General features: G+C 66.8%; 14 protein-coding genes, 1 tRNA gene and 1 pseudogene. 11 read left to right on the top strand and 5 right to left on the bottom strand.

Annotated elements, in window-relative coordinates; all coding sequences use genetic code 11:
- Window positions 1–99 precede the first annotated feature (99 nt).
- Window positions 100–1,467: an MFS transporter gene (locus ACYQZ5_RS06070; RefSeq protein WP_379730735.1), complete on the bottom strand. Its 1,368-nt coding sequence runs from the start codon at window positions 1,465–1,467 to the stop codon at window positions 100–102.
- Window positions 1,468–1,720: 253 nt separating this feature from the next.
- On the opposite strand from ACYQZ5_RS06070, the gene ACYQZ5_RS06065 reads away from it, so the two are divergent.
- Window positions 1,721–3,364, top strand: a complete 1,644-nt coding sequence (locus tag ACYQZ5_RS06065; protein ID WP_379730736.1) for a BCCT family transporter — start codon at window positions 1,721–1,723, stop codon at window positions 3,362–3,364.
- A 5-nt stretch (window positions 3,365–3,369) separates the two neighbouring features.
- Here the strand turns inward: ACYQZ5_RS06065 and ACYQZ5_RS06060 are convergent, their stop codons facing one another.
- Both ACYQZ5_RS06060 and ACYQZ5_RS06055 read right to left on the bottom strand, forming a co-directional pair.
- Complete coding sequence (locus ACYQZ5_RS06060; RefSeq protein ID WP_379730737.1) at window positions 3,370–4,170, bottom strand: HD domain-containing protein; 801 nt, start codon at window positions 4,168–4,170, stop codon at window positions 3,370–3,372.
- A 43-nt stretch (window positions 4,171–4,213) separates the two neighbouring features.
- Window positions 4,214–4,714, bottom strand: a complete 501-nt coding sequence (locus ACYQZ5_RS06055) for a redoxin domain-containing protein (protein WP_379730738.1) — start codon at window positions 4,712–4,714, stop codon at window positions 4,214–4,216.
- Window positions 4,715–4,800: 86 nt separating this feature from the next.
- On the opposite strand from ACYQZ5_RS06055, the gene ACYQZ5_RS06050 reads away from it, so the two are divergent.
- From ACYQZ5_RS06050 to ACYQZ5_RS06035, 4 genes and pseudogenes are all read left to right on the top strand, one after another.
- Window positions 4,801–5,082 carry a Sec-independent protein translocase subunit TatA/TatB gene (locus tag ACYQZ5_RS06050; RefSeq protein WP_379730739.1) on the top strand — a complete coding sequence of 94 codons (282 nt, stop codon included), beginning with the start codon at window positions 4,801–4,803 and terminating at the stop codon, window positions 5,080–5,082.
- A 45-nt stretch (window positions 5,083–5,127) separates the two neighbouring features.
- A tRNA-Arg gene (locus tag ACYQZ5_RS06045) sits at window positions 5,128–5,200 on the top strand.
- 284 nt (window positions 5,201–5,484) lie between these two features.
- Window positions 5,485–8,016 carry a heavy metal translocating P-type ATPase gene (locus tag ACYQZ5_RS06040; RefSeq protein WP_379730740.1) on the top strand — a complete coding sequence of 844 codons (2,532 nt, stop codon included), beginning with the start codon at window positions 5,485–5,487 and terminating at the stop codon, window positions 8,014–8,016.
- 30 nt (window positions 8,017–8,046) lie between these two features.
- Window positions 8,047–8,148 (top strand): annotated as a pseudogene (locus ACYQZ5_RS06035) (hypothetical protein); the annotation flags it as partial.
- Between the two features lie 196 nt (window positions 8,149–8,344).
- On the opposite strand, the gene ACYQZ5_RS06030 reads toward ACYQZ5_RS06035, so the two are convergent.
- A complete protein-coding gene (locus ACYQZ5_RS06030; protein WP_379730741.1) occupies window positions 8,345–8,665 on the bottom strand; it encodes an antibiotic biosynthesis monooxygenase family protein in 321 nt (106 codons plus the stop codon).
- A gap of 424 nt (window positions 8,666–9,089) precedes the next feature.
- Window positions 9,090–9,680 (bottom strand): AsnC family transcriptional regulator, encoded by a 591-nt coding sequence (locus ACYQZ5_RS06025; RefSeq protein WP_379730742.1) that lies wholly within the window; start codon window positions 9,678–9,680, stop codon window positions 9,090–9,092.
- A gap of 108 nt (window positions 9,681–9,788) precedes the next feature.
- Here ACYQZ5_RS06025 and ACYQZ5_RS06020 point away from each other — a divergent pair, with 108 nt between their 5' ends.
- Genes ACYQZ5_RS06020 through ACYQZ5_RS05995 form a run of 6 tightly spaced genes read left to right on the top strand, consistent with a single transcriptional unit; the run spans window position 9,789 to window position 19,092 of the window.
- Complete coding sequence (locus ACYQZ5_RS06020) at window positions 9,789–13,628, top strand: type II/IV secretion system ATPase subunit (protein ID WP_459845497.1); 3,840 nt, start codon at window positions 9,789–9,791, stop codon at window positions 13,626–13,628.
- A complete protein-coding gene (locus ACYQZ5_RS06015; RefSeq protein WP_379730687.1) occupies window positions 13,629–15,659 on the top strand; it encodes a type II secretion system F family protein in 2,031 nt (676 codons plus the stop codon).
- A complete protein-coding gene (locus ACYQZ5_RS06010; RefSeq protein ID WP_379730688.1) occupies window positions 15,656–16,153 on the top strand; it encodes a DUF7287 family protein in 498 nt (165 codons plus the stop codon). Before ACYQZ5_RS06015 ends, ACYQZ5_RS06010 begins: the two co-directional genes overlap by 4 nt.
- Complete coding sequence (locus ACYQZ5_RS06005; RefSeq protein ID WP_379730689.1) at window positions 16,150–16,764, top strand: DUF7288 family protein; 615 nt, start codon at window positions 16,150–16,152, stop codon at window positions 16,762–16,764. The genes ACYQZ5_RS06010 and ACYQZ5_RS06005 overlap by 4 nt, the downstream gene beginning before the upstream one ends.
- On the top strand, window positions 16,752–17,705 hold the full coding sequence (locus ACYQZ5_RS06000) for a DUF7261 family protein (RefSeq protein ID WP_379730690.1): 954 nt from the start codon (window positions 16,752–16,754) through the stop codon (window positions 17,703–17,705). Before ACYQZ5_RS06005 ends, ACYQZ5_RS06000 begins: the two co-directional genes overlap by 13 nt.
- Window positions 17,698–19,092, top strand: a complete 1,395-nt coding sequence (locus ACYQZ5_RS05995; RefSeq protein ID WP_379730691.1) for a DUF7266 family protein — start codon at window positions 17,698–17,700, stop codon at window positions 19,090–19,092. Before ACYQZ5_RS06000 ends, ACYQZ5_RS05995 begins: the two co-directional genes overlap by 8 nt.
- Window positions 19,093–19,103: the final 11 nt, after the last annotated feature.

Below are 19,103 nucleotides of genomic sequence, written 5' to 3'. Positions count from 1 at the left end.
GTAACGACGGGGATGACGGAAACGATGAACCGAACGAGGAGGATTCGGATGTGCTGGAATCGATCGAGGACGAGCTTTCGGACCTATAGAGGCCGATAGTTAGCTTCCCTCAACCACGCTCTCGGTGTCTCCCGACATCGTGTGGGTGAACCAGAACACGCCCGTCGCGAACACCACGAACGCCGACGCGGTGAGGAACGCCTGCACGGTGCCGAGGAAGTCCTTGATCAGTCCGACGCCGAGCGGGCCGGCTGTCTGGCCGATTTTCCAAGAGATCGAGCGCAGCGACATCGCGCTCGCGACCGAGTCGTACTTCTCGCCCTCCTCGACGAACAGCGCCATACTCGCCGGCAGGCGTATCGAGTCGCCGATGCCCAGTATCGCGTAGGCCAGAAACAGCACGACGAAGCCGCCGCCGAGCTCCTGTCCGTGGCCGAAGTAGCCGAGGTAGAACCGCCCCATCGTCTCCTCGGCGGGCAGCGACAGGGGGATCAGCGCGATCCCGAAGCCGTACACCAGCGCGCCGGCGGCGACGAACTTCGCGCGGTCGCCGATCTGGTCGGTGAGGTCGCCGACGTACCCCTGGAAGAGCGACTTGGTGAGCTTCCCGCCGGCGAGGATCCAGCCGATCGCGAACGCGTCGATCCCGAACTCCGTGCGGGCGAGGATGGGGAGGAAGATGATCACCGCCATCTTCCCGACCGAGAAGGAGAGTCGGAACAGCACCAGCGAGCGCAGCATCGGCAGCTTCAGCAGCTTCTTGATCGTTCCGATCCCCGACTGCGCCTCGGGGTTGTCGACGCCGCCGCCGGGGTTGTCACGCAGTTCGGCGTAGACGAGGACGAACGCGACCATCGTGACCGCCGCGAGCACGATGAACACGACCCGCGACTGGAGCGGGTCGTACATCGAGAGCAGCAGGCCGCCGACCAGATCGCCCGCCAGCGAGGAGAACGCCGCGACCTGATTGTACGAACCGAGCCAGCGGCCGCTCTCGTCGTCGGGGGAGATCTGCCCGACGACCGTCGAGCCAGTGATCCAGAGGATGCTGGCGCCGATCCCCTGCAGCATCCGGACGAGGACGACCTGAAGCGAGCCGTTGGTCGTCCAGAGCGCGCCGGCGCCGACGCTCTCGAGAAGGGCGACGATCTCGGCGTTGATCGGGTCGCCGATGAACATGTACCCCACGAACACCAGGACGTTGATCAGCAGGCCGCCGAGCAGCCAGTGTTTGGCGTTCCCGGTGTCGATCTTCCGCCCCAGCGGGAGGACGATCAGCAGTTGGACCGACGCGAACGCGGTCCCCCACAGCCCCTCGATGAACCCGGAGGTGCCGAACGCGTCGGCGTACAGCGCGAGCGCGATGATGATGGTCGAGTACGCCTGACTCCGGGCGAACGCGGTGCCGGCGAGCGAGAGGAACTCCCGGTTCCGGAGCAGTGCGACGGAGTTGCCGAAACGGGCCACGTTTCGTCGGACCGAACACGACACCGACGCATAAAGGAATCCATCGCCGCAGCCTTTTCCGGGAGGAACGGGCGACGCACGGATCGATCAGATTTCCGAGGAGATTGTCCCGCTTCAACAGATACATCCCTCTCACTTCACTGGACACCGGCCGGATGCACGCAATCCGCGTGAATTCGCACGAATCTGAGACGATCGCGTCGGCGAACGGTGTCGAACGACAGGCTGTGGTTCGGACCCTCCTTCCACACTCGTGAGTGTACCGTCGCAAGTCGTCGGTGCAGTCGAATCGTTCCGGGAGAAATCCGACGTGGCCGTCTTCTCGCTGTCGGTGGCCGCGCTGCTGGGGATCATCGTCGCCGTCGTCGCGTTCGCCGACACGGTCGCCGCGGCGCTGGCGACGGCGAACGAGTTCATCGTCGGGAACCTGGGGTGGCTCTACCTCTGGGTCGTGTTCCTCGCCTTCGTCTTCGTCGTCTACGTGATGATCGGCCCGTGGGGGCGGATCAAGTTGGGCGGTCCCGACACGGAGCCGGAGTTCACGTTCTGGCAGTACCTCGTGATGACGTTCACCGCGGGGCTCTCCTCGGGCGGGCTGGAGTTCTGGGGACCGGTCGAGCCGCTGATCCACTACGGCACGCGCCCGCCGTACTTCGACGCCTCGGCCGGCACCTGGGCGCGGATGGCCGACGCGCTGCAGTACGCCATCTACCACTACGGGCTGTCCGCGTGGGCCACGTATCTCGTGTTCGCGGTCGCCATCTCCTACTACGTCTACCGGAAGGGCGCGCCGTTCCGGCCGGCGGTGATCCTCGCGCCGTTCGTCGGCGTCGACAACGTCGACGGCCCGCTCGGGAAACTGGTCGACGCGTTGGCGGTCGTCGTCACCGTCAGCGGGATCACCGTCTCCTTCGGGCTGGGGATCAGCCAGTTCGCGTCCGGCCTCTCGTTCAAGTGGGGGGTCGGCCTTGGCCAACTCGGCCGGATCGGGCTGATCCTCCTCGTGGGGGTGCTGTTCCTGCTGTCGGTGATCGCCGGCATCCAGAAGGGGATCAAGCGGTTCGCCGACCTCAACGTCGTCCTGCTGATCGGGCTGATGGCGGCGATGTTCGCGTTCGGGCAGGCGACGACGCTGGTCAACCTCACGACGCAGGCGCTCACGGGCTACGCGACCGACTTCGTCGGGATGAGCCTCTTCTTCGCGCCCAACGGTGAGGCCACGGCCTGGCTCGGCTCGTGGACGCTCTTTTTCTGGCCGTGGTGGCTCACGTTCGCGCCGATGATCGGCATCTTCATGGCGCGGATCTCGAAGGGGCGAACCCTGCGTGAGTTGGTGTTCGCCGGGCTGTTCGGCTCGTTCGCGCTGACGGTGCCGTGGTACGCCGCCACCGGCGGCTCCGCGCTGCTGCTCCAGACGTCCGGCGCCGCGGACCTGCTGGGCGTCTACGAGTCCTCGGGGCTGGAGGCCGTCGGCTTCGCGCTGTTCGAGCAGCTACTCCCCTACCCGGCCGTGTTCTCGGCGGCCTTGCTGCTGCTGGTGGTGAGCTTCCTCATCACCACGCTCGACTCCTCGACGCTGAGCATCGCGATGATGGCCGCCGGCGGCGAGGAGTCGCCGTCGACGATCAATCGGCTGGTCTGGGGGCTGATGATGGTGCTGCTCACCATCGCGCTCAGCCTCGCCGGCGGCATGCCCGTGCTCCAGTCGTTCACGATCCTCGTCGGACTCCCGACAGCGGTGCTGTGTGCGGTCGCGATGCTCGGGATGCTGATCGAGTTCGAGCGCGAGTTCCCGATCCTCACCGAGAGCGACAACGAGGAGAGCGAACGGTCGACGCCGACGGGACCGTCGGTCCAGCAACAGCGCCAGTCGGCGGGCACCACCTCTGACGACTGAGCCGCCTACAGTTCGATCCGCTCGACCAGATCGTCGTCGCCCTTGGTGTTGACGGCGACGATGCGGACGTCGTCCTCGAGCATCGAGTCGCGGAGCTTGTCCTTGAGGAGGTTGTCGACCTGGTAGACCCCGGCGGCGTTGATCATCTCGATCTCGACGAGCACCGGCGTCCCGTTGCCCGGCTGGAGCGTCACTTCCCGGATCGCCTGACTGGAGAGGGTGTTGATCCCCCGGCCGCCCTCCTCGTAGGGGATGCGCGAGCGGCCGCGCTCCATGTCGAGCGCGTCGGCGACCCGAATCACGCCCGCCTCCCGTGTCAGCGGCGTCTCCGCGGTATGGTGACAGAGGATCGCGTGGAGCACCTCCGCCTTCACGCGCACCTTCTCGGGCGTGTCGTAGAACTGGTCGAGGAAGCGGTCGAGTAAGTCCGCCGCCAGCGGGATCGAGTAGTAGGCGTGCTCGTCGCGGTGGACGACGTGGCCAACGTCGTGCAGCGTCGCCGCGAGTGCGACGATCACCGGCTCGTCGGCCTCGTCTAGCCCCTGATCGCTGGCGCCGTTGAACTCCACGCCGCCGGCCTTCAGCAGGTCGTACAGCCGGAGCGCGCGGTTCCGGACGATCTCGATGTGCTTGCTGCCGTGGTCGTTGTACCCCTTCCGCGTGACCGCGTTGACGTTCTGGGCCTCGAGGTAGGCGACGACCTCGGGGTCCTCGACCAGCGCCGGGAGCACCTCGTTGAGTCGGTCGTCCGGGAAGGCGTGCTCCTCCTGCGGGTCGTACTCGTGATCGGAGACATCCGTGGCCATACGCTTCGTCTCACGGAGCCGACGGAAAAAGGTCGTCGGGTGGTCAGCCCTCCGCGGCGTCCCGGACTGCCTCCTCGACCGCCGCGTAGTCCGGTTCGTTCCCGGGTTCGTCGGCGAGCCAGCGGTACGTGACGACGCCGTCGGCGTCGAGGACGAACACCGATCGGCGGGCGACGCCGTCGATGCCGAGACGTTCGTAGCGCGTCCGGACGCCGTAGTCGGCACAGATCACGCCGTCGTTGTCGGCGACGAGCGGGAACGGCAACGACTCTGCATCGCGGAACTCGGCGAGCGCCCACGGGAGGTCGGTACTGATCCCGAGCACCGTCGCCGCGTCGCTGGCCAGCGGGCCGAGTCGGTCCCGGAACGTACAGAACTCCTCGGTGCAGGTGCCGGAGAACGCAGCGGGGAAGAAGGCCAGTACGGTCGGCGTTCCGTCGAGGTACGCATCGAGCGATCGGGGCGTGATGCCGTCGCCGTCGGCGACGGGCGCGGTGAACCCCGGCGCGTCGTCGCCGACCGCCGGCGGGGTGGTGTCGTCCATGGAGTACCGTACGCCCTCGTCGGGAAAAGCGCTCCCCCCGATTTCCAAAAGGCCTATAGTCGGGAGTGGGGTACATCCGCATAGAGATGTTCCAGACTGCGCCGCTTCAAGTACCGATCCCCGGGGGGCCCGAACTCGTCATCATCCTCCTCGTGCTCGTGCTCCTGTTCGGGGCGAACAAGATCCCGAAGCTGGCTCGGTCGACCGGGCAGGCGATGGGTGAGTTCCAGAAGGGCCGACAGGAGCTGAACCAGGAGCTCGAAGAGATGAAGGAAGGGCCGGACTCGGACGACACCACCTCCTCGACGACCTCGGACACCGAGGACGAGGAGGAGACGGCGACCGAGACAGAGACGTCCAGCAACTAACGCCGAAGCGGGTTCTTTTGCCCCCCGGGCCGGTAGCGGCCAGTAGGGCGTGTGGCCTAGCGGACAAGGCGAGGGGTTCCTAACTCCTCGATCGTGGGTTCGAATCCCACCACGCCCGTTTTCCGGCGAACGAAGTGAGCCGTGAAAACGGCTCGGTGGGGTTCCGAAACAGGGAGGTCGCGCGGAACGAGCGACCGCGAGCGAGCACGTCCGACCGTGGTTCGAATCCCACTATGTTCACCGCCGGTGTCGACGCCAACCTCGATAGACATCGCCGAGCCGTCGCGACCGCCACGCCGACCGATTCTTAATAACCCAAAGGAGGCCATTTACCAAAGTAGCGCATACTGACCCGTCTATTTAGCAGCGGGATTATTAACCGACGAGCGACTACGCTCGGATATGACCGCCGACGACTCAGACGACCCGCGGGCGCCGCCCGACGGCGGGGAGTCACTCGAACTCGACGTCCCGGAGATGGACTGCCCGTCCTGTGCCGGGAAAGTCGAGAGTAGCGTCCGCGAACTCGACGCCGTCGACGGCGTGGACCCGCAGATCACCACCGGCACGGTTACCGTGAATTACGACCCCGAGAAGACGAGTCCCGAGGACGTGGCCGACCGGATCGAGCAGGCGGGCTACGCGGTCGAGTCCGGCGTCGGCGAGACGACGGAGACGTTCACCGCCCCGGAGATGGACTGTGCCTCCTGTGCCGGCAAGGTCGAGAACGCGGTCGGCGCCGTCGACGGCGTCACCGCCTATCAGACCCAGCCCACGACGGGGAAGATCACCGTCACCTTCAACCGGGAGCAGACTACCGCCGAGGCGATCACGCGGGCGGTCGAGAACGCCGGCTACGAGGTGACGGAGTCGACCGCCGACGGCGACGACGGCGGCGTCGCCGAGGTCGGAAGCGTCTGGCGGAGCCGCCGGGCGATCAAGACGTGGATCAGCGGCGTGTTCACCGCGCTCGGCCTGCTGCTGGAGTTCCTCCTCCCGGGAGTGAACCCCGAACTCCTCGCCGCCGGGGGAGTGACGCTGTCGGCCGCGGACGTCCTGTTCCTCGCCGCAGTCGTCGCCGGCGGGCAGGAGATCGTCCGCGGCGGCTACTACTCGCTGCGGAACCGCAACCTCGACATCGATCTGCTGATGAGCCTCGCGATCGGCGGCGCCGTCGCCGTCAGCCTCGGCTTCGGCGAGGCGCTGTACATGGAGGCCGCGACGCTGGCGTTCCTGTTCAGCGTCGCCGAACTGCTGGAGCGGTACTCGATGGACAAGGCGCGGAGCTCGCTGCAGGAGCTGATGGATCTCTCGCCCGACGAGGCGACGGTCCGACGCGACGGCGAGACAGTGACCGTCCCGGTCGACGAGGTCGAGGTCGGCGACGTGGTCGTCGTGAAGCCGGGGGAGAAGATCCCCCTCGACGGCGAGGTGATCGACGGCGAGAGCGCCGTGAATCAGGCGCCGATCACCGGCGAGAGCGTGCCCGTCGACAAGACGCCCGGCGACGAGGTGTACGCCGGGACGGTCAACGAACAGGGGTATCTGGAGGTACAGGTCACCTCCGCGGCCGGCGACAACACGCTCTCCCGGATCATCGAGATGGTGGAGGACGCCCAGTCGAACAAGACCGAACGCGAGCAGTTCGTCGAGCGCTTCGCGGGCTACTACACGCCGGTCGTGGTCGTCTTCGCGGTGCTGGTGACGCTGGCGTCGCCCTCGCTGCTCGGCGTCTCCACGACGCAGGCGATCGTCTACGGGCTGACGTTGCTGGTGCTCGCCTGTCCCTGCGCGTTCGTCATCTCCACGCCCGTCTCCGTGGTCTCGGGGATCACAAGTGGCGCGAAAAACGGCGTGCTGATCAAGGGCGGGAACCACCTCGAAGCGATGGGCGCGGTCGACGCCGTCGCGCTGGACAAGACGGGGACGCTCACGGTCGGCGAACTGCGCGTCACCGACGTGGTCCCGCTCGGGGACCACACCGAGGCTGACGTACTTCGGTGTGCGAAGGGGCTGGAGTCCCGGTCGGAACACCCCATCGGCGAGGCGATCGTCGAGCGCGCCGACGAGCGCGGCGTCGACGACCGCCGGGTCGAGGAGTTCGAGAGCATCACCGGGAAGGGCGTCCGGGCGGATCTCGACGGCCGGACCCACTACGCCGGAAAGCCGGGGCTGTTCGAGGAACTGGGCTTCGACCTGAACCACGTCCACGCCGCGACCGACGGGGGGATGGTCACCAAGAAGAGCCAGCAGCTCTGTGAGCGCAACGACTGCGTAGACCTGCTGGAGACGGTCGTCCCCGACCTCCAGTCGGAGGGAAAGACCGTCGTACTCGTCGGGACCGACGAGGAGATCGAGGGCGTGATCGCCGTCGCCGACGATGTGCGGCCGGAGGCACAGCGCGCGGTCGCCCGGCTGCACGAACTGGGCATCGAGCACGTCGTGATGCTGACTGGCGACAACGAACGGACCGCCCGCGCGATCGCCGAGAAGGTGGGCGTCGACGAGTACCGCGCCGAACTGCTCCCGGAGGACAAGGTCGACGCGGTACAGGAGCTCGACGAGGCGTACGGCGGCGTCGCGATGGTCGGCGACGGGATCAACGACGCGCCCGCGCTCGCGACGGCGACCGTCGGCGTCGCGATGGGCGCGGCGGGGACAGACACCGCGATCGAGACCGCCGACATCGCGCTGATGGGCGACGACCTCTCGCGGCTGCCGTACCTCTACGAGCTCTCGGGCGACGCCAACGGCGTGATCCGGCAGAACATCTGGACCAGTCTCGCGGTGAAGGCGGGGCTCGCGCTGGCGGTCCCGTTCGGGCTGGTGCCGATCTGGGCCGCGGTGCTGATCGGCGACGCCGGGATGACGCTGGGCGTGACGGGGAACGCGATGCGGCTCTCCCGCATTCAGCCGGAGGAGTTCGGGAAGTAGGCCGGTAGCTGGACCGACACCGAGCGCACCGCAACGAAGATTGCTGCGTTTCTCTCCGACCACGACTCGGTCACCGCGGGCAACTATTCCGGGATCGAAAGCCACCCGCAACACGGTCTCGCGGCCCGATAGATCGGGGACTACGACGGTGCGGTTTCCTTCGAACCCGACGGAGACGGTGCCGAACCCCGCGCGTTCGTCGGAGAGTTGGAGGTGGTCACCCTCGCCGTGGGTCTCAGCGGTGTCGACTCTCTCGTCGAACACACCGCGAGTCTGTCGGCTATATCGCCCTCACCCGGAACTGATTCGGCGGTTCGCAGTCAGCCCCTCAGATTTCTTCGCCGTCCCGCACCTCGTAGTGCTCCACTCGTTCGTCGTAATCGGTGAGCAGTTCCCGAGCTTTCGGCGGGACGTATGCTTCTTCGGGGTTCTCACCGCCGAACTCTTCGACGGCCTCCCACGAGTCGAACCGCGTAATGGTGACGTACTTGATTTCGTCGCCGTCCTGTTCACGGCGAGCTATCTCGAACCCACGGTATCCGTCGCCGGTTCGTTCGGCGATAGTTTCGTAGTTCTCTTCGACGACGAGCCGTTCGTACTCCTCAGCGTTCTCGGGCGTCGTCCATCCGTGCCAGATGCGTATGATCATGCTGTTTGTTGGTCGGCCTCTGGCAATTAGTGCTGCCGGTATCCGGCTGATCCCTACCGAGAAGATGTTCGGTGAGTATCTCGTCCGTAGGCCGCTTGCGACCGCAGTGTGTCGGACACGAGATCCGGCATCAGAAATCGGCGATTTTCTATTGGCGAACGGGAGTGCTACGAGAGAGCTTGCTCTCTCGGAGGACGAGCGACCGACGGGAGCGAGCCGGCTGGGGAGGAAGCGAGGCGGGAAAAACTCGCCGAAGGCGATGCAAATCGGCTCGAAGCGAGCGGCGAACGAATTGAGCCGCGAGCAGTGAGGGCGGTGCGGGGCGGTGCGGTCACAAGGTGCCAACGATCGAGGCGCTGTCGCTGTTACAGTAACTCCGAACCACGAAAAGCCGAAAATCACCTAATCAACGACCCAACCACGATCACTCCGCCCCTTCCTCCATCCGTTCGTAGCGCTCCACGAACCGCGAGCGACAGGAGGGACAGCAGAAGTGGTACACGTCGCCGCCGAGGCGCTCGGTCTCCCCCTCGCTGTCGACGGTGTTGCCGCACTCGTCACACGTCAGCGCGAACTCGACACCGCCCAGCGCGGGACTCCACTCCATCTCGTCGAGCACGCGCACCTCGCGGTCGCGCACGTCGGCGTCGCCGACGAGATCGGTCAGCCAGTCGCGCACGCCGTTTGCCTCCGCGCGGGCGGAGAACAGCAGCTCCTCGTCGGCGGTGACGAACAGGTGCTCGACCGCGCTCGCCGCCGAGACGCGCTCCCGGAGTTCGGCCAGCCCGTCGTCGACGACGAGGCGGACGAACACCGGCACGCCGGCCCGGAGCTGCGAGCGGTCCACGTCGACCGTGAACCGCTCCAGCACGCCGGAGTCCCGCAGTCGCTGGACGCGGTCGGACACCGCCGGTCCCGAGAGTCCCACGTCGTCGCCGATCTCGCTGTACGGCCGGCGGGCGTCCGCGGCCAGCAGTTCGATGATCCGCAGGTCCGTCTCGTCGAGGTCGCGCATGGGCGGAGTGGGGGACCGGAACCCCAAAGAGCTTCGTCGTTGCAGTTCTCCGTGTTGATACTCCGGGGGGAGAGTTTTTGCGTGCGGAGTTTGTTGTCCAAGTAGTCAATGGCTACCGACGAGGGGGACTCGACCCCGAGCCCACTCGATGGAGACGTGGACGACGGGGTCGAACCCGGGGAGGGGACCGGGACGGCTCCGGACGCCGTCGTCGGCTCGTACACGTGGGACGATTTCCTTCGGGAGCACGGTGAGAGCGAGGCGGCGAGAGCGCTCTACCGGCGGTTCGACGAGACGCCGGGCAGCGAGCGCTGGGGCGAAGAGGAGCGGGAACTCACGCCCGAGGACTGGGAACGGACCGACGTGGACCCCGAGGAGTATCTGGGGTTCCCGCCGTGGGAGATCGAGGCCCGGATCGGCGCCGCCGGCCGGGTCGCGGCGGACATCACCGACTACTCGGAGCTGATCGGCTACGACGAGACGCCGGTCATCAAGGACATCTACGGCTGGGAGGACTACAAGCGCGAGTATTTCTACGACGATGAGGGGGAGGCGCCGACCGACAGCGACGGTGAGCCGGTCGAGTTCGACCCCGGGACGGCGCTTGGCTTCCCCGCCGAGACCATCGACCAGACGATGGCCGACTGTAAGCGGGCGGGCGAGGAGCTCAAGGAGTTGGTCGACGAGCGCACCGTCGACGTGGACGAGGAGATCGACGAGGACGCGTTCTTCTCGGACACGCAGGGACGGACGACCGTCGCCAACCGCTACGACTTGGAGAAGACCGTCCCGCTGGCGAAGAAACAGCACTTTCGGGAGCGGGACCGCTACTGGGTGAACAAACCCTACTCCTACGTGGTGATCTTCCACTCCACGAAGGAGAACGAGATCAAATACTACGTAGTCGAGCCTCACCTCACCCAGATCGAGGACGAGCTCAGCGACTACCTGACCGACAAGCTCCGGGCGTCGATCAAGTACGAGGACGAGGGCGGCACCGCGGGCGACGAGGACCACCGGCGGTCGGTGATCGAGAGCCGGACGCGGGAGCTGCTCAAGCGCTACGACCTCTACGATGATCCGGACGAGCCGGGCGAGCGCGGCGGGCTTGGCAACCGCGTCGCCGACGCGTTCGGCCTCGACCCGAGCCGCGGCATCTCCGGCCGCGTCGTCGACCTGCTGGGCTACGAGGAGCCGGTCGAGGGCGTCCGGCAGCTGGAGGGGATCGAGGTCCGACCCGAGCCCGCGCTGCTCGAGGAGGACGAGGACACGCTCAACGAGTATCAGGTCGAGAAGCTGCTGTACTTCCTCGAACGGGACTTCATCGGCTACGAGCGCATCGACGGGATCAAACACGACATCAACGTCGAGGACATCTCGTGTGACGGCTACAACTCCCCCGTCTTCGTCTATCACTCCGACTACGAGCAGATCATCACCAACGTCTACCACGGCGAGGACGAGCTCGACGACTTCGTCGTGAAGCTGGCACAGCGCTCGGGGAAGGGTATCTCCAAGCGCCGCCCGCAGGTCGACGCGACGCTCCCGGACGGCTCCCGTGCCCAGCTCACGCTGGGGAGGGAGGTCTCCGACCACGGGACCAACTACACCATCCGCCAGTTCAAGGACGTGCCGTTCACGCCGGTGGACCTCATCAACTGGCAGACGTTCAGCCTCGACCAGATGGCGTTCCTCTGGCTATGTATCGAGAACCACAAGTCGCTGATCTTCGCCGGCGGGACGGCCTCCGGGAAGACCACCAGCCTGAACGCCGTCTCGCTGTTCATTCCGTCGAACACGAAGATTGTCTCGATCGAGGACACCCGCGAGGTCGAGCTTCCCCAGCGCAACTGGATCGCCTCGGTCACGCGCCCCTCGTTCTCCGACGACGACAAGGGCGACGTCGACGAGTTCGACCTGCTGGAGGCCGCGCTCCGCCAGCGCCCCGACTACATCGTGATGGGCGAGATCCGCGGGGAGGAGGGGCGAACGCTGTTCCAGGTCATGTCCACGGGCCACACCACGTACACGACGTTCCACGCCGACAACGTGGGCGAGGTGCTCAAGCGGTTCACCACCGAGCCGATCAACGTCTCGAAGACGATGTTCACGGCGCTGGACCTCGTCTCGATCCAGACCTCCACCCGGGTGCAGGGCCACAAGGTCCGCCGGAACAAGTCCCTCACGGAGATCAACCACTACGACGCCGAGAACGACGAGATCAACGTTCAGGACGTCTACCAGTGGCAGGCCGAGACGGACGAGTTCCTGAAGATGGGCGACTCGAACACGCTGGACGAGATCATGTTCGACCGCGGGTGGGACCGCCAGCGGCTCGACGACGAAATCTTCAAGCGGCAGACGGTGCTGGCCTACCTGATCCACGAGGGACTCAACACGTACACGCAGGTGGCGGCGACGTTCCAGGCGTTCATCAACGACCCCGAGACGATCCTCTCGCTGATGGCAAACGACCAGCTCGAGGCCTCCCTCGAAGACCTCCGGGAGATGGAGTCCGTGCTGATCGACATCGATCCCGAGAAGGAGGAGATGGTCCCCCGCCCGGACCCCAACGACGAGATCCTCGAAGAGACCGCGGGGATCCTCGAGGAGGCCGAGGACCGGCTGTTCGAGAAGTACCGCGGTGAGAACCCCGACGCCGTCGCCGACGCGCTGGTCGAGAGCCAGCCACAGGGCAACGTGGAAGCGACGCCGGACGCCGCCGGCGAACTGCCGGGGGTGGAGGGGGGAGTCGAACTCGACGAGCCCGAAGGGCGGGCGGCGCTGGACGACGTGGACGGGGAAGCGGAGGAAGCGGACGACGACCCGACGCCGGAGCTCGAACCGGGCGACGACGAGACCGCCGACGCCGCCGGAGGCGACTCCGAGCCTGCTCGGATCGACCGAGAGCCCGGCGACGAGCGGGACGCCGGGGGCGGGAGCGACGAAGCGCCGACCGGCGCGAGCGAACCAGCCGGCGATCAGCCCGAGGGCGGCGGGATCGAGGGTCCCGAGGAGCCGCCGATCCAGTGGGACGAGGACGGCGACGAGGACGGCGACGATCCCGATGACGAGGACGACGAGCCGGCAATCCAGTGGGGCGAAGATCCCGACGACCTTGACGACGATCTCGACGACGATCCCGACAAGGAGGACGACGAGCCGCCGATCCAGTGGGACGAGGACGACGCCGGATGGGACGACCCGAGCGATCTGACCGTCCGTCCGGAGCCGGAGCCGTTCGGCTCCTCCGACGACGGATCCGGTAAGGTCGACGACGGTCTGGACGACGAAGCCGGCGAACTCACCGATGAACCCGACGAACCCGACGAACTGGACGAGGGTCGAGACGACGGGCTCGGCGGGCTGGACGACGAACCCGGTGAGCCGGATGAGGATCTGGACGGCGGGTTCGACGAACCCGACGAGGGTCGAGACGACGAACCCGTCGAACTGGGCGACGGTCAAGACGACGGGAGCGACGATCTGGACGAGAATCCGGGCGACGAGTTCGACGGCCCCCGTGAGTTGGACGACGGCCTCGGCGGTCAGAATGACGATCCGGAGGACGACCCCGACAGTCCGGACGACGAACTGACCGACGACTCCGACGGTCTGAATGGGGGTCCGGACGGCCGCTCGGACAGTTTGGACGACGAGCCTGACAATCTGGGTGACGACCCCGACGGTCTGGGTGCCGGTCTCGACGAGCCCGAGGAGTCGGACGACGACCTCGGTGAGTTGGACGACGAATCGAACGACAACGACGACGAACGGGATGACGACGATCAGGACGACGAAGATCAGGACGACGAACCCGACGACATCGACGACCTGTTCAAAAGCCCGTCCGATGGAGACGACCCGAGCGACCTGTTCCAGACCTCGTCGGACGACGACCCGGACGACCTGTTCAAAAGCTCCGACGACGAGGAGGGAGAGGAGTAGATGAGTCTGGAACTCGGCGACGGCCGCGACGAAGACTGGGGAACGCTGGCGGACGCGTTCTACCCGCTGTACCGCCTCCTGTTCGACACGGAGGGGGACTTCGTCGGCAACGTCGAGGAGAAGCTGACCGAGGCCCGGATGAATCAGGCGGTCGAGCTCTACCTCTCCCGGGCGCTCGCGGTCGGGGTGCTCGTCGGCGGCCTGCTCTGGGGCTTCGGCAGCCTGCTCGGCTGGGCGATCTTCGAGTTCGGGCTGGTGACCCCGGAGTCGCTCAGCCTCGGCATCCCCGTCGGGAGCGCCCAAACCGCCGCGATGCTCAAGTCCGCGACGGTCCCGATCGCGATCCTGCTGTCGGGACTCGTGTTCGGGAGCATCGGGTTCGGGATGGGGTTCGGGACGCTGGCGGCGATCCCCTACTCCCGAGCGTCCGGACGCAAGCGGGAGATCAACATGCTGCTCTCCGACTCCGTCTCCTACATGTACGCGCTGTCGGTCGGGGGGCTGAACCAACTGGAGATCCTCGAGTCGATGGCCGAGGCCGACGACACGTACGGCGAGGTCGCAAAGGAGTTCCAGAGCATCGTCAACGAGACGGAGTACTTCGGCACCGACTACCGGAACGCGGTGCGCAAGCAGTCGATGGAGACCCCCAGCGACGAACTCTCGCAGTTCCTCACGGACATGCTCTCGATCATCAACTCCGGGGGTGACATGGAGCAGTTCCTCTACGACAAGAAGGAGAAGCACATGCGCACCGCCAAACAGGAGCAGGAGACCACGCTGGAGACCCTGGAGCTGTTCGGCGAGATGTACATGACGCTGTCGCTGTTCCCGCTTTTGCTGATCATCATTCTCGTGGTCATGAGCATGATGGGCAGCGGCCGAGAGATGCTCATCTACGGCACCGTCTACGCGCTGATCCCGCTGACGGGGGTCGGGTTCCTCGTGATGATCTCGACGGTGAAACAGGACGAACCCGGCGACGGCTACCTCTCGCCGCAGGACGGGAGCGAGCGCCTCGAAGCCAGCCAGCGGGAGGGGCTGATCCACCTCGGCCTGATCGAGGCGTTCACGGGACGGTTCAGCGTGTTCAACCGCATCAAGTCCCGCGAGGGGAACTACAAGACGAGACAGCTACTGTCGGCGCCGCACATCTTCTTCCGGGACAACCCCCTGTTCACGCTGGCGCTCACGCTGCCGACGGCGGCCGCGGTGGTGGGCGTCCTGTTCATCAACGGCGCGGTGCCGACGGCGTGGGACGGGATGATCTCGAACCCGATCTGGGGGACGTTCGCGTGGTACTACATCCCCTCGTACATGGTGCTCCTCCCGCTGTCGGTGTTCTACGAGTGGAACGGGCTCACCCGGCGATCGATCACCGGGAAGCTCTCGGAGAACCTCCGGAAGCTCTCCTCGGCCAACGACACCGGGCAGACGCTGCTGGAGTCGATCCAGACGGTCTCGGACACGTCGACGGGCAAGCTGGCCGACGAGTTCGAGGTGATGTACGCGAAGGTGAACTACGGGATGAGCCTGCGGGAGGCGATGGTCGAGTTCAACAACAAGTACCACATCCCGCGGCTGGCCCGGACGATCAAGCTGATTTCCGAGGCACAGGAGGCGTCGAGTCAGATCACCGACGTGCTGTCGACCGCGGCCCAGTCCTCCGAGAACCAGGACGACATCGAGCGCGAGCGCAAGTCCCGCACCCGGATGCAGGTCGCGATCATCCTGATGACCTACCTCACCCTGCTCGCGGTGATGGCGATCCTGAAGGTCCAGTTCCTCGACACGATGGCGTCGATGGGTGGGAGCGGCGGTGGCGGCTCCGCGGGCGGCAGCGGGATAAGCTTCGGCGCCAGCATCGACACCCAGCTGCTCTCGCTGCTGTTCTTCCACGCGGTGACGCTGCAGGCGGTCCTCTCGGGGATCATCTCGGGGTACATCCGCGACGCCCAGATCATCTCGGGAGTGAAGTTCGTCGTGATCCTGCAGACGCTGGCGCTGGCGGTCTGGGTGGTGGTCGTATGAGCCGCCGGGAGTTCGTCGACGACGGGCGTGGCCAGACCGTGCTCGACTACGCCATCGGCGTGGGGATCTTCCTCGTGGCGGTCACGTTCGTCGTGGCCACGATCCCGGGGATGTTCTCGCCGTTTCTCGGCGCCGGCGACACGCAGGTCGCCGACCGGGTCGCCACCTCGCTGGCGACCGAGCGTCTGGGGACGCCCGAGGAGCCGTACGTGCTCGACCGCGACTGTACGGTCGCGTTCTTCGAGCAGCTGAACGGCACCGATCCGGCGGCCGACGGCTGTCGGTTCGACACGAACGCGACCACGCTACAGGGGATGTTCGGTCTCGACTCCGGGCAGTCGGTCCAGATCCGGATCGAGAACACGACCGACACCGCGGCGCTCGGGACGCACCAAGCCGGGCGCGACCCGCCGCGCAGCGTCTCGGTCACGACCGCCCGGCGGATCGTCTCCATCGACGGCGAGAACTACTGGCTGGAGGTGCGTGCGTGGTGAGCGACCGCGGACAGGCCCGCACGCTGGAGGCGATCACCGCGGGGATGTTGCTGTTGGCCAGCATCGTGTTCGCGCTGCAGGTCACGGCGGTCACCCCGCTCACCGGCAGCACGTCCAGCCAGCACATCGAGAACCAACAGGCAAAGCTCGCGGAGGGGATACTGGCGGCCGAAGCCGAGACGGGCTCGGTCGTGCCGACGCTGCTCAGCTGGGACGAGGACGGTCACTTCGACGGCGCCGAAGCGGGAGGGTTCCACGGGGGTGGCCCGCCGACGGGGTTCGGGGTGGCGCTCAACCGGACGCTCCGCGAGCGCAACATCGCGTTCAACGTGAAGGTGTTCTACCTCACGGGCGAGGGCAGCCGCGACTCCGAGCTACTGGTCGATCTGGGCTCGCCCTCGGATCACGCCTCGACGGCCACCCGGTCGTTCACGGTGTACGACGACGACGTGCTCCACCGCATCAACGAGTCGGCCCAGCGGGCCGAGCCCGCGGCCACGACGCTGGAGAACACGTCGATGTCGAACAGCACGTATCTGGGGTACGACGCCGACCCGGACGGCCCGGTGTACAACGTGCTGGAGGTGGAGGTGGTCGTATGGCGGATGTAGACGACCGCGGGCAACTGATGCTCGTCGGCGCGCTCGCCCTCGCGATCATATTCGTGACGCTCGCGGTGCTGCTCAACGCCGCCATCTACACCGGCAACGTCGCCACCCGCGACCCCGGCCCGGGCACGGGCGAGGCGATCGAGTACGAGAACGAGGCGACCGCGATGGCGCGGACGACCGTCGGGGATATCGACGGCGGCGGAAGCGCCACGTACACGCAGCTCCGCGAGAACTTCAGCGACACTGTCGGCGACTGGAGCCAAGCCGCCAGCACCCACGCGGTGGTGTCGCTGGCCGACGGAAGCCTGGACCTGCGCGACTCGACGCGCGGAACCCGGATCGCCCAGTCCAGCGACCGGAACTTCACGAGCGACGGCAACGCGACGACGTGGACGGTCGCGAACGACAGCCGAGCCCGGGCGTTCCGCCTGAACGTCACGCAGGACTCGCTCGCGTCGACGGACACGCCCGTCGTCAACGACTCCTTCCGGGTGACGTTCAACGACAGCAGCGACGAGTGGGCCGCCTACCTCCACCAGAGCGGCTCCAACAACGTGTCGGTCACCGTCGAAGATCCCGCCGGCAACACGAACAGTTGTACGGTCGCCCCCGGTGCCGACGACCGGGCGGTGGTCGACCTCACAGCCGGCACGCTCGGTGGTGAGGACTGCCCCGAACTGCGCTTCTTCGGTAACCTCTCCGGGGCGTACACGATCAGCTACGTCGACGCGCTCGACGCCGACGGGAACGAACAGGTCGTCGGCACCTACGCCGTCGTGGTCGACCGACCGCTGGACCGCCTCGAGACCGGCGCCGACGGCACCGGCGAACCGACCGCCACGCGGACGCTGTACAGCGCCGAACTCGAGGTGACGTACCGGACGTCGAACGTCTATTACCAGTCGGAGTTCCGGGTCGCGCCGGGTGAGGCCGATGCGTGAGGACGCCCCGGCGCCGGAGCCTGACGCCTCGATCGCCGCGGACCGCCGCGGCGTCTCGACGGCGCTCGGCTACACGCTCACGCTGTCGATCACGGCGGTCCTGATCGCGGGGCTGTTGACCGCCGGCGGGACGCTGGTCGAGAACCAACAGCGCGCGGTCGTCACCGACGAACTGACCGTGACCGGCCAACAGCTCGCTGCCGGGTTCGAGGATGCCGACCGGCTCGCCGGGACGATGCGAAACGGGACCGTCCGCCTGAGCGTCTGGCTCCCCAGCGACGTGGGCGCTGGCGGGGGGTACTCGATCAGGGTGGTGAACCGCCCGACCCCGGACGACCAGCCCGCGCTGGCCACGATCGTCGTCACCGCGGAGAACGTCGATGTGAGCAGGAACGTCAGCTTCCGGACCGAACACCGGGTCGCGAACCGGACCGTCCCCGGCGGCCCGGTGACCGTCAGCTACCACGACACCGACGGCGACGAGGACCGCGAGCTCGTCGTGGGCGGGAAACGGGAGATCGAGGGACCGAGAACCCCCGAAGCGGTGGTCTACGTCGACGCCGACACGGGGAACCTGTCGACGGTGCACCCCGACGGCGAGATCACCGACTACGGGGTCGAGGCCAACGCCATCGGCCCGAAACAGGTCGATTTCGACGACGACGGCGTCGAGGAGGTCCCCTACGTCACCGCCTCGAACGAGCTCAAGCTGGTCGACTCGAACGGCCAGGTCCAGACGCTGACCGGCGGGGACGCGGCGTACAGCCCGCAGCAGAACAGCTACGGCACGGTGGTCGGGGTGGGTGAGTGGCGCGGCGAGACGAGCGTGTTCTACATGAACCGCTCGGACACCGGCGGCAACGACGAAGCGACGATCTACCGTGTCAGCCCCGGCAGCGGTCCGGAGAAGGTGACCGTCGGCGGCAGTGGCGTCGAGGCCAACGCCATCGCCGGCGTGGGCGACATCAACGACGACGGCGACGCCGACCTCGTGTACGTCGGGACGTCCCAACGGATCAGGTACATCGACGACAACACCACCGTCGACACCGGAACGAACGTCGGTACGGCCGTCGGGATCGGCGTCGGGGCGCCGAGGCAGTTCGCCAACGGCGAGCCCGACCGCGTCCCGTTCGTCGGCGGGAGCGACAACGTCAAACTACTGCGCCACACCGATGGCAGCAGCACGGTGACCGCCCTGACGGGCGGCGCGGCGCCGACGTTCGTCGCCGCTATCGACTTCGTCGGCGACGACAGGCTGGAAGTGGTGTACGTCGACGGCAGCGACGGGACGCTCCGGTACGTCACCCTCAGCGGCGCCACCGGGACGATCTACGGTCCCGACGGGAACCCGATCGAAGTCACGGAGGAGGATGGAGTCGCATGACTGGACCTGTC

Source organism: Halolamina salina (genome assembly GCF_054653455.1).
The sequence above is the reverse complement of the archived record's forward strand: the minus strand, read 5'-3'. Positions and strand labels throughout refer to the sequence as shown.